8 protein-coding genes and 7 tRNA genes are annotated in these 10,985 nt (G+C 55.0%); 1 reads left to right on the plus strand and 14 read right to left on the minus strand.

Going from position 1 to position 10,985, the window contains the following annotated elements:
- Positions 1–399 precede the first annotated feature (399 nt).
- The 6 genes from lnt to miaB all read right to left on the minus strand — a co-directional run bounded on the left by lnt (position 400) and on the right by miaB (position 6,477).
- Positions 400–1,929 (minus strand): apolipoprotein N-acyltransferase, encoded by a 1,530-nt coding sequence (lnt, locus tag U869_RS0122345; RefSeq protein WP_025123432.1) that lies wholly within the window; start codon positions 1,927–1,929, stop codon positions 400–402.
- Between the two features lie 7 nt (positions 1,930–1,936).
- Entirely contained in the window at positions 1,937–2,815 is an 879-nt protein-coding gene (gene corC / locus U869_RS0122350) for a CNNM family magnesium/cobalt transport protein CorC (protein ID WP_025123433.1), read from the minus strand.
- 81 nt (positions 2,816–2,896) lie between these two features.
- Positions 2,897–3,370, minus strand: a complete 474-nt coding sequence (gene ybeY / locus U869_RS0122355; RefSeq protein WP_025123434.1) for an rRNA maturation RNase YbeY — start codon at positions 3,368–3,370, stop codon at positions 2,897–2,899.
- Positions 3,367–4,422, minus strand: coding sequence for a PhoH family protein (locus U869_RS0122360; protein ID WP_025123435.1), 1,056 nt, complete (start codon positions 4,420–4,422; stop codon positions 3,367–3,369). The genes ybeY and U869_RS0122360 overlap by 4 nt, the downstream gene beginning before the upstream one ends.
- A gap of 202 nt (positions 4,423–4,624) precedes the next feature.
- Positions 4,625–4,960, minus strand: a complete 336-nt coding sequence (locus U869_RS0122365) for a zinc ribbon domain-containing protein YjdM (RefSeq protein ID WP_025123436.1) — start codon at positions 4,958–4,960, stop codon at positions 4,625–4,627.
- Between the two features lie 92 nt (positions 4,961–5,052).
- Complete coding sequence (miaB, locus tag U869_RS0122370; protein ID WP_025123437.1) at positions 5,053–6,477, minus strand: tRNA (N6-isopentenyl adenosine(37)-C2)-methylthiotransferase MiaB; 1,425 nt, start codon at positions 6,475–6,477, stop codon at positions 5,053–5,055.
- A 168-nt stretch (positions 6,478–6,645) separates the two neighbouring features.
- Here miaB and ubiF point away from each other — a divergent pair, with 168 nt between their 5' ends.
- Positions 6,646–7,827 carry a 3-demethoxyubiquinol 3-hydroxylase gene (gene ubiF, locus U869_RS0122375; RefSeq protein ID WP_025123438.1) on the plus strand — a complete coding sequence of 394 codons (1,182 nt, stop codon included), beginning with the start codon at positions 6,646–6,648 and terminating at the stop codon, positions 7,825–7,827.
- Between the two features lie 118 nt (positions 7,828–7,945).
- Here the strand turns inward: ubiF and U869_RS0122380 are convergent.
- The 8 genes from U869_RS0122380 to asnB all read right to left on the minus strand — a co-directional run bounded on the left by U869_RS0122380 (position 7,946) and on the right by asnB (position 10,541).
- Positions 7,946–8,020, minus strand: a tRNA-Gln gene (locus U869_RS0122380).
- Between the two features lie 18 nt (positions 8,021–8,038).
- Positions 8,039–8,115, minus strand: a tRNA-Met gene (locus U869_RS0122385).
- Between the two features lie 37 nt (positions 8,116–8,152).
- Positions 8,153–8,227 (minus strand) — tRNA-Gln (locus tag U869_RS0122390).
- Between the two features lie 41 nt (positions 8,228–8,268).
- Positions 8,269–8,343 (minus strand) — tRNA-Gln (locus tag U869_RS0122395).
- 40 nt (positions 8,344–8,383) lie between these two features.
- Positions 8,384–8,458, minus strand: a tRNA-Gln gene (locus U869_RS0122400).
- Between the two features lie 29 nt (positions 8,459–8,487).
- Positions 8,488–8,572, minus strand: a tRNA-Leu gene (locus tag U869_RS0122405).
- A gap of 9 nt (positions 8,573–8,581) precedes the next feature.
- Positions 8,582–8,658 (minus strand) — tRNA-Met (locus U869_RS0122410).
- Between the two features lie 218 nt (positions 8,659–8,876).
- Positions 8,877–10,541 carry an asparagine synthase B gene (gene asnB, locus U869_RS0122415; protein ID WP_025123439.1) on the minus strand — a complete coding sequence of 555 codons (1,665 nt, stop codon included), beginning with the start codon at positions 10,539–10,541 and terminating at the stop codon, positions 8,877–8,879.
- Positions 10,542–10,985 lie beyond the last annotated feature (444 nt).

Here is a 10,985-nt window from a genome sequence, read left to right on the forward strand (position 1 = left end):
TCCAACTCCTATGCTGTTGTGATTGCCCGCTCTCAGCGAGTGCGGGTTAAAACGGCTATTCACGGCCGGAACTATAAAGATAGTCTGAGACCCGATTCCCGATAGAAAATAACCGATTGTGAACAGGATGAAACTAAGTTGTTTCATTTTTTGCGACATCACGCGCACCAAATTAATGCAATAAACCCCAGATGCACCACTTGGGTGCGAACCTTGCTCTGGAGTTGTGCACCATTTGATCCCTCCTGTAGCCAAGCGAAATAAGCAGTAGCGCTACAGGATGACGTTCACCGGCTATACCGAATAATTAAAGCAAGGAGCATGCCAGAAACGGCGAGGAGAGAAGATGTTACAGGAAGGTGAAGAAGGGCACGGCTAGATACCGTGCCCTGAGCGCGTTTATTTGCTGCGGCGGCCAACCAGCAGCACGAGGCCTGCCATCAGCACAGTGATGATCCACACTGGCGCAGAGCCAAAGCGGGCATACGGCGTGATACCGGTGGTTGGGGTAACCTTCACTTCCAACACCTGGCGGGTGAACTGCGGGATGGAGGCCAACACTTCGCCGGTAGGGCCAACGGCGGCGGTGATGCCGTTATTGGTGCTACGCAGCAACGGTCTGCCCAGTTCCAATGAACGCATACGCGCCATCTGGAAGTGCTGCCATGGGCCGATGGAATGGCCGAACCAGGCGTCGTTGGACACGGTCAGCAGGAAGTTGGTATCCGGACGGAAGTTGTCGCGTACCTGCTGGCCGAGCACGATTTCATAGCAGATGGCTGCCGTCAGGTTGTAACCGCGCACGCTGAGCTGTGGCTGCACGTAGTCACCGCGGCTGAACGAGGACATTGGCAGGTCGAAGAAAGGAGCCAGCGGGCGCAGCAGCGTTTCCAACGGCACAAACTCACCGAATGGCACCAGGTGATGTTTGTCATAGCGATTGGCCGCCGGGTAGCTGTAAGGCTTTTCTTCGCCCAGCACGATCACGCTGTTGAAGAACTTGGTGCCTTGTTGCGTAGCACGAGCGTCCACAATACCGGTGATCAGGCTGCTGTTCTTGGCACGCATCAGATCGTCCATCATGGTCAGGAAACCGTTCTGATTGCTCTCCACATCGGGAATAGCGGACTCCGGCCAGATGATGATCGGCGCTTTGCCCATCATCGGGCGGCTCTCGTCCAGATAGGTTTGCAGCGTGCTGAGCAACGCCTTGGGATCCCACTTCATCGACTGCTCGATATTGCCCTGCACCATGGCGACGTTCACCGCTTTATCCGGCTGCGGCGTAAACCAGTGGATCTGGCGCAGCGGCCACGGCAGCAGCAGCATGGCGATAGCAATCACCGCCGGGGTGATGCGCCGTTGATTGAGCGCAAACACCAGCAGGCCGCTGAGGGACATCAGGATCAGGGTAATCGCATCCATGCCCAGCAATGGCGCAATGCCTTTCAGCGGGCCGTCGATCTGGGTATAGCCGAATTGTAACCAAGGGAAACCGGTGAGCACCCAGCCACGCAGGAATTCGGTCAGTTGCCACAGTGCCGGAGCGGCAATCGCCAGCCGCCACCAGGTGGTACGTGGCCAGAGGCGCGTCAGCAAACCGGCGAACAGCCCGGTATACAGCGAAAGGTAGGCGGCCAACAACACCACCAGGAAGATATTAATGGCAAATGGCATGCCACCAAAATCAGCAATGCTGACGTAAACCCAGTTCACACCGCTGCCAAACAGCCCCATCCCCCACAAGAAACCGAGCAGGGCGGATTGTTTGGTGGTGCGGTTGAGGGTAACGGCCAGCAGGCCGAACAGCGAGACAATGGCTGCAGGCCAGATATCGTAAGGGGAGAAGGCCAGCGTGCCACAGGCACCGGTCAAAAGCGCCAGCAGGGCGCGAACCCGCTGGCGATCAAGTAATGAGGCTTTAACCATGTGTGAGTTATTCTTCCAGTTTCGGTTGCGGGGCGTCGTCCGGAATTTTGACATGAACCTGGATGATACGTCGACTGTCGGCCATCGCAACTTTAAATAGGTAACCTTCGATTTCAATGGTTTCCCCACGTGCGGGCAGGTGGCCGAAGGCTTGCATCACCAGGCCGCCAATGGTGTCGACCTCGTCGTCGCTGAAGTGGGTACCGAAAATGTCGTTGAAGTCTTCGATCGGTGCCAGCGCCCGCACGGTGAACATGTGGCGACTCAGTTGGCGAACGTCGCGATCTTCCTCATCGTCATATTCGTCTTCAATTTCCCCGACAATCAGCTCCAGAATGTCTTCGATGGTCACCAGACCAGAAACGCCGCCGAATTCATCAATGACAATTGCCATGTGATAACGCTGGGAGCGGAACTCCTTCAGCATCCGGTCAACCCGCTTGCTTTCCGGTACCACCACGGCGGTACGCAGCACCTTGTCGATGCTGAATGGTTCGGAGTCTGCGCGCATAAACGGCAGCAGATCCTTGGCCATCAGAATGCCTTCGATGTGATCTTTATCTTCGCTGATCACCGGGAAGCGCGAGTGGGCGGATTCGATAATCACGTCCAGGCACTCTTCCAGCGTCTGGTTACGCTTGAGCGTCACCATCTGGGAGCGCGGGATCATGATGTCGCGTACGCGCTGCTCGGCGATATCCATCACGCCTTCCAGCATGTCACGGGTATCGGGATCGATCAGGTCGTTTTGCTCGGAATCACGGATCAGCTCTACCAGATCGCCACGGTTTTTCGGTTCACCGTGGAACAGCTGGTTAAGGATAAGAGTAAAGAACCCCTTCTTGGGACTGGGGCTGTCATTGTTGGATGAATGGTCGTCGCTCATGGCGTTTTAGTTAATATCACTCTATTGAGTTATCAAAATTAGCGACAGCCCCAAACGGGGCTGCGGGATGCTCAGCTAACATCAGGTGGGATCTTTTTCCGCGAGGTAAGGGTCCGGGTAACCCATCTCCTGCATAATCTCGGTTTCCAAAGATTCCATTTCTTCGGCTTCATCGTCTTCGATGTGGTCATACCCTAGCAGATGAAGGCTACCGTGAACAACCATATGCGCCCAGTGTGCTTCCAGCGCCTTCTGTTGTTCAACCGCTTCCTGTTCAACCACTTGACGGCAAATAATCAAATCACCCAACAGCGGCAGTTCGATTTCCGGTGGCGCCTCGAACGGGAATGATAACACGTTGGTGGGCTTGTCTTTACCACGATAAGTCAGGTTTAGCTCATTGCTTTCCGCCTCATCTACCAGACGGATGGTCACTTCGGCCTCTTCCTGAAACTGTGGCAGCACACCTTCCAGCCAGCGCTGGAAAGTGGCTTCATCCGGTAATCCTTCACTGCTGGCGCAGGCAATTTGTAAATCCAGAATAACCTGGCTCATGGCGTTTCCTGTTCGGAGGCAACCGGTGCCTCACGTCTACGTTGTTCGGCGATGGCATCTTTGCGCTTTTGTTCGGCGGCTTCCCAGGCTTCATAGGCGATAACCACACGAGCGACAACCGGGTGACGCACTACGTCTTCGCTGTGGAAGAAGTTAAAGCTGATCTCTTCCACTTCAGACAGCACTTCCACCGCATGGCGCAGGCCGGACTTCTGATTGCGTGGCAGGTCGATCTGGGTGACGTCACCGGTGATCACCGCTTTCGAGTTAAAACCGATGCGTGTCAGGAACATCTTCATCTGCTCGATGGTGGTGTTCTGGCTTTCATCGAGAATGATAAAAGCATCATTCAGCGTACGGCCACGCATGTAGGCCAGCGGTGCAACTTCGATCACGTTGCGCTCGATCAGCTTTTCCACCCGCTCGAAGCCCAGCATTTCAAACAGGGCGTCATACAGCGGGCGCAGATACGGGTCCACTTTCTGGCTCAGATCGCCCGGCAGGAAGCCCAGCTTCTCGCCTGCTTCAACCGCAGGACGGGTCAGCAGGATACGCCGGATTTCCTGACGCTCCAGCGCATCTACCGCAGCGGCAACCGCCAGATAGGTTTTACCGGTACCAGCCGGGCCAACGCCGAAGGTGATGTCATGCGCGAAAATATTGGCGATGTACTGCGCCTGGTTCGGAGTGCGGGGCTTTACCATGCCGCGCTTGGTCTTGATGGTGACCGATTTACCGTAATCCGGCACGCTTTCGGCTACCTGCTCCAGCACCCGGCTCTCTTTGATGGCCAGGTGGATCTGCTCCGGGTCGATATCCGGAGTGATGCCACGGATCGGGGCCGTGTCCACATACAGATGGCGCAGGATATCGGCGGCGGCAACCACGCACAGGTTTTTACCGACCAGCTTGAAACGGTTGTCTCGGCGGTTGATTTCAATCCCCAGCCGGCGTTCGAGTTGTTTGATGTTGTCATCAAACGGGCCGCACAGGCTCAACAAGCGTTGGTTGTCTGCGGGCTCCAACAGAATTTCTTGTGTTGCGACGTTCAAACGATTCCTCAAGGCTCACACAGGGCCTGGTTGATGTCACATAACGCGATTTCAGCGCGCGCACTACCTTGAATTATTCATGGTGTACCGCACCGACGCAAGTTTACCTCTGATCTATCTGTGCGCGGGGGAAGGAATTCAAGGGGGGATGGGGCAGAATTGGGCCAAATAATTTGGCCCAACAGGAGGTTAAACGGCGAAATCAGTTCTTTTTCACAAACTCGGATTTCAGCTTCATCGGGCCAAAACCGTCGATCTTGCAGTCGATGTTGTGATCGCCTTCCACCAGACGGATGTTCTTCACCTTGGTGCCGATCTTCAGCATGGAGGAGCTGCCTTTGACCTTCAGATCCTTGACCACGGTCACCGCGTCGCCGTCGGCTAGCAGGTTGCCGTTGGCATCTTTGACGATCAGGGTATCGGCATCTTCAACGGCCACGCTGTCGCTCCACTCGTGGGCGCATTCTGGGCAGATGAACATGGCGTTATCCTGGTAGGTGTATTCGGAATTGCACTTCGGGCAGTGTGGGAGTTGCATTATTGTGTCGCCTTATCATCAAAAGAAAAAACAAAATTACCGGACAGTGACTGCCCGGCAGAGAAAAGGAAAATGCCAAGGTGGCGGGGCGATTAAGGTTGGTAGCTACCGACGCCCAGCTCATCTTCCTTACGGGTACGTGCGATCACCGCTTGAGGTGATTGATGCACGCGCAGTTCCATCTGCTGTTCGGTGCGGACCAGGGTGCCGCGCAGAGAGTTGGTTAACACTTCAGTAATTTCAACGTCGACGAATTGGCCGATCAAATCCGGTGTCCCCTCAAAGTTGACCATCCGGTTGCATTCGGTGCGGCCAGAGAGTTCCATCAGGCTTTTGCGGGACGTCCCCTCGACCAGAATGCGCTGCACGGTGCCTAGCATGCGGCGGCTGAACTGCATCACCTGCTGGTTGATGCGCTCTTGCAGCAGATACAGACGCTGCTTTTTCTCTTCTTCGCTGACATCGTCTACCATGTCTGCCGCCGGTGTGCCGGGGCGTGAAGAGTAGATAAAGCTGAAGCTGGTATCGAAGTTCACCTGAGCAATCAGGTTCATGGTCTGTTCAAAGTCAGCGCTGGTTTCCCCAGGGAAACCGATAATGAAATCGGAGCTGAACTGAATATTCGGCCGCGCCTGACGCAGCTTGCGGATAATCGCTTTGTACTCCAGCGCCGTATGCGCGCGTTTCATCATGGTCAGAATACGATCTGAACCGCTTTGTACTGGCAGATGCAGGAGGCTGACCAGTTCGGGGGTATCTTCATACACCGCAATAATATCGTCGCTGAATTCAATCGGATGGCTGGTGGTGAAGCGGATGCGATCGATACCGTCGATAGAGGCCACCAGACGCAGCAGTTCGGCGAAGGAGCAGATGCCACCGTCGAAGGTTGCGCCACGATAAGCGTTGACGTTCTGGCCCAGCAGGTTGACTTCACGCACGCCTTGGGCGGCAAGCTGGGCGACTTCGAACAGCACATCGTCGCTTGGGCGGCTGACTTCTTCACCACGGGTGTAAGGCACTACGCAGAACGTACAATATTTGTTGCAGCCTTCCATGATCGAGACAAAGGCGGTTGGCCCATCGGCACGGGGTTCCGGCAGACGATCGAACTTTTCGATTTCCGGGAAGCTGATGTCCACGATCGGGCTATGTGAACCGCGCACGTGGTTGATCATCTCCGGCAGGCGATGCAAGGTTTGTGGGCCAAAAACGATGTCAACGCACGGCGCGCGCTGGCGCAGATGCTCCCCTTCCTGCGAAGCAACGCAGCCGCCGACACCAATAATCAGGTCGGGATTGTTCTTCTTCAGCAACTTCCAACGGCCCAACAACGCGAAAACCTTTTCCTGCGCCTTCTCGCGGATCGAGCAGGTATTGAGCAGCAACACGTCCGCCTCTTCAGCGTTTTCAGTCCACTCGAAGCCGTGCGTACTTCCCAGTAAATCCGCCATTCTCGATGAGTCGTACTCATTCATCTGGCAGCCCCAGGTTTTGATATGTAGTTTTTTCGTCATTGACTTGCCATTACTCAGTGCGGAGAGAAAATTGCGTTACGCGCCATGCAGGGAGACCATTGTAATCATTTGACGCGCTGGTGACCAGCGAAGCGACCACGACCTGAAGCCAGATTAAAAATCCGGTACACTGTGACAAGATGCCAATTTAACGAAAAGTATAGCCAAATGAACACTTCACAGAAACGCTTTGATGCCGTGGTGGTTGGCGGTGGGATGGTTGGGGCTGCCGCAGCGTTGGGGCTGGCCCGATCTGGATTGACGGTGGCATTGTTAGAACACGAAGCCCCAGAGGCGTTCGATCCCCAAAGCCCTCCGGACCTGCGGATTTCCGCCATTGGCTGTACTTCCGTTGGCCTGCTCAAGCAGCTTGATGCCTGGCCTGCGGTGCTGCAAATGAGATCGGCACCGTACCGCAGGCTGGAAACCTGGGAATGGGAATCTTCGCGGGTAGCGTTTGACGCGGCAACGCTTGGGCTGCCAGAGCTGGGGTTCATGGTCGAAAACCGTATTTTGCAGCTCGCTTTGTGGCAGCAGTTGGAGCAATGCGAGAATTTAACGCTGTACTGCCCTGTCAGGCTGCAAGCGATGCAGCGGGCCGATGACCAATGGCAGGTCACGTTAAGCTCGTCAGAGACGTTACAGGCGCGTTTGGTGGTGGGTGCCGATGGGGCTCACTCACAGGTGCGCAAGTTGGCGGCAATTGGCACCAGCGGTTGGCAATACCGTCAGGCCTGCATGTTGATCACCGTGGAAACCGACCAACCTCAACAGGACGTGACCTGGCAGCAGTTCCTCCCTTCTGGCCCGCGTGCGTTCCTGCCGCTGTACGATCGCTGGGCCACGCTGGTGTGGTACGACAGCCCGCAGCGTATTCGGCAGTTGCAGGCGTTGCCAATGGCGCAACTCGAACAGGAGATTGCGGCAGCCTTCCCATCTCGTCTGGGTAACGTGAAAGCCCATGCCGCCGGTTCTTTCCCGTTGGTACGCCGTCATGCGCAACGTTATGTGCAATCTGGGCTGGTGCTGCTCGGTGATGCGGCACACACCATCAACCCGCTGGCCGGGCAGGGGGTTAACCTTGGCTATCGCGATGTGGATGCTTTATTGGCGATTGTGGCCGATGCCCGTGAGCAGGGAGAGGATTGGGCGAGTGAACCGGTGCTGATGCGCTATCAGCGCCGTCGCCGCACCGATAACTTGCTGATGCAAAGCGGCATGGATCTGTTCTATACCGCTTTCAGCAATAACCTGGCGCCGCTGGGCGTGGCGCGCAATCTGGCGTTGATGGTAGCGGAACGGGCGGGCAAGCTGAAAGAGCGGGCATTGAAATACGCATTAGGTTTGTGATGTTTCCGGGCGCAGCGTGTTGGTCCGTATATCCAAGTGTCTGATGTAGGGGCGCTGCACGCTGCGCCCGTTAAACACAGAAAAGCAAAAAGCCCGCCGAAGCGAGCTTTTCTAAATTTGGCTGGGGTGCCAGGATTCGAACCTGGGTATGCTGGTATCAGAAACCAGAGCCTTACCGCTTGGCGACACCCCAATGGTAAAACAAACAGTATGGTGGCTACGACGGGATTTGAACCTGTGACCCCATCATTATGAGTGATGTGCTCTAACCAGCTGAGCTACGTAGCCGTTTTACTATTTCTTCGTACTGGTCAACGGTGTTGTATGGCTGGGGTACCTGGATTCGAACCAGGGAATGCTGGTATCAAAAACCAGTGCCTTACCGCTTGGCGATACCCCAATAACACAATTAACTTTTTACAACGCCCCATCCTGAAAAGATGGCTGGGGTACCTGGATTCGAACCAGGGAATGCTGGTATCAAAAACCAGTGCCTTACCGCTTGGCGATACCCCAATAGCATAATCAACTTGTTACAACATACCATCTAAGAAGATGGCTGGGGTACCTGGATTCGAACCAGGGAATGCTGGTATCAAAAACCAGTGCCTTACCGCTTGGCGATACCCCACCTGTTGTATGCAGACCGATGAGAGAGAATGGTGCGGGAGGCGAGACTTGAACTCGCACACCTTGCGGCGCTAGAACCTAAATCTAGTGCGTCTACCAATTTCGCCACTCCCGCAAAAAAGATTGGTGGCTACGACGGGATTCGAACCTGTGACCCCATCATTATGAGTGATGTGCTCTAACCAACTGAGCTACGTAGCCATCTTTTTTCGCGCAACCTTCATCGGCGTTGCGGGGCGCATTATGCGTATATGGCCGATTTGCGTCAACTAGTTTTTTCCCGAAAAAGCGACTGAACGCGTTGTTTGACTGGGTTGTGAACAGTATGGTGATAAAAGCGGCAGTTCGGGCGATTAATGGTTGAAAACATCAACAAAAAGGCGGGCCATCAGGCCCGCCGAGGTTAAACGTACAGTCGTTTATTTATAGGCAGATTGATGTACGCCTACGGCACGGCCTGAAGGATCGTCCATGCTTTTGAAGGACTCGTCCCATTCGATGGCTTTGGCCGACGAACAGGCTACGGAAGGACCCCCAGGGACACATTCCGCTGCGCTTGGCAGAGGGAATAGTTCTTCGAAGATCTCGCGGTACAGGTAGCCTTCTTTACTGGTTGGCGTGTTGTACGGGAAGCGGAAACGTGCGGTTTCCAGCTGTTGGTCGCTGATCTGCTTGGCGGCCACTTCTTTCAGCGTATCGATCCAGCTGTAACCCACGCCGTCGGAGAACTGCTCTTTCTGGCGCCAGGCTACGCTGGCTGGCAGGTAAGACTCGAAGCACTGGCGGATAATGTGCTTTTCCATCTTGCCGTTGCCACACATTTTATCCTGCGGGTTGATGCGCATCGCCACGTCAAGGAAGTTTTTATCCAGGAACGGTACGCGGGCTTCCACACCCCAGGCAGACATTGCTTTGTTGGCACGGGCGCAGTCGTACATATGCAGCGCCAGCAGCTTACGCACGGTTTCCTCATGGAATTCTTTGGCGTTTGGCGCTTTGTGGAAGTACAGATAACCGCCGAACACTTCATCCGCCCCTTCGCCAGACAGCACCATCTTGATGCCCATCGCTTTGATTTTACGCGACATCAGGTACATCGGCGTGGATGCACGGATGGTGGTCACATCGTAGGTTTCGATGTGGTAGATCACATCGCGGATAGCGTCCAGACCTTCCTGTACCGTGAAGTGAATTTCATGGTGAACGGTGCCCAGGTGGTTAGCCACTTCTTTGGCAGCACGCAAATCCGGTGAACCTTCCAGCCCGACGGCGAAGGAGTGCAGTTGCGGCCACCAGGCTTCGCTACGCTCATCATCTTCGACGCGGCGTGCGGCATATTTTTTGGTGATGGCAGAAATCACCGAAGAGTCCAGCCCGCCAGAGAGCAACACGCCGTAAGGCACGTCGGACATCAGGTGGCTTTTTACCGACTCTTCCAGCGCGTTGCGCAGGGCGTTGGCATCGGTGACGTTATCTTTGACGTTGTCAAAGTCGAACCAGTCCCGCTGATAATATTCGCGGATCTCACCGTCTTTGCTCCACAGGTAGCTGCCCGCCGGGAACTCTTTGATGCTGCGGCAAATCGGCACCAGCGCTTTCATTTCAGAAGCGACAAACAGGTTACCGTGCTCATCGTGGCCCATATACAGCGGGATGATACCGAGATGGTCACGGCCAATCAGGTAAGCGTCCTGTTCGGTGTCGTACAGGGCGAAGGCAAACATGCCTTGCAGATCGTCCAGGAAGGCCGGGCCTTTTTCCTGATACAGCGCCAGGATCACTTCGCAGTCGGAGGCGGTCTGGAATTCATACTGTTCGCCCAACTGCTGGCGCAGGGCCTGATGGTTATAAATCTCACCGTTAACCGCCAACACGTGGGTGTGCGCTGCGTTGTACAGCGGTTGTGCTCCGTTATTCACATCAACAATCGACAGGCGCTCATGAACCAGAATAGCTTTATCGCTGGCGAACACGCCGGACCAGTCTGGGCCGCGATGGCGCATCAGGCGAGACAGTTCCAACGCTCTTTTACGCAATTCAACCGGATCGGACTTCAGATCGAGCACACCGAAAATAGAACACATACAAACTCTCCTAACGACATTTTGTGGCGGTGATGTGATGTTGTACAGCGCGCTGCATACTCAGTAACGGTGCGGCTCTGCTGCCTTCTGGTAATGAAAATGCGTCAAAAGCCGAGGTACATGCAAGCGATTTAACGTTGCGCTGAAAAATAGTCTGGAGGGGAGTGGTGAAAATTAGCGGATATTCATTTTTCAAGTCTATAAATTGTCGAATCGCTAATTTTTTGCCGAATGGGTAGCGGCAGGGTGAAATTTTCTGGCGTTCATTGTGGATCCGGCGATCGCTGCTTTCCCTCACCCCAACCCTCTCCCAAAGGGCGAGGGAGTCGGTTCAGCGTCGTGGGTAGGTAATGTGGTACTGCGTAGGGGCGCTGCATGCTGCGCCCGTGCTGAGGTCAAATACTGGAGTTATTGGTGGCTCGATCGGTCCCCTCTCCCTGTGGG

It is taken from the genome of Serratia sp. H1w, assembly GCF_000633355.1.
GTDB lineage: Bacteria > Pseudomonadota > Gammaproteobacteria > Enterobacterales > Enterobacteriaceae > Chania.

Coding starts and splice junctions, on each gene's coding strand:
- ybeY (WP_025123434.1), bottom strand. CDS start 3,370: ATGAGCCAGGTTATTCTGGATTTACAAATTGCCTGCGCCAGCAGTGAA.
- miaB (WP_025123437.1), bottom strand. CDS start 6,477: ATGACGAAAAAACTACATATCAAAACCTGGGGCTGCCAGATGAATGAG.
- corC (WP_025123433.1), bottom strand. CDS start 2,815: ATGAGCGACGACCATTCATCCAACAATGACAGCCCCAGTCCCAAGAAG.
- U869_RS0122365 (WP_025123436.1), bottom strand. CDS start 4,960: ATGCAACTCCCACACTGCCCGAAGTGCAATTCCGAATACACCTACCAG.
- lnt (WP_025123432.1), bottom strand. CDS start 1,929: ATGGTTAAAGCCTCATTACTTGATCGCCAGCGGGTTCGCGCCCTGCTG.
- ubiF (WP_025123438.1), top strand. CDS start 6,646: ATGAACACTTCACAGAAACGCTTTGATGCCGTGGTGGTTGGCGGTGGG.
- asnB (WP_025123439.1), bottom strand. CDS start 10,541: ATGTGTTCTATTTTCGGTGTGCTCGATCTGAAGTCCGATCCGGTTGAA.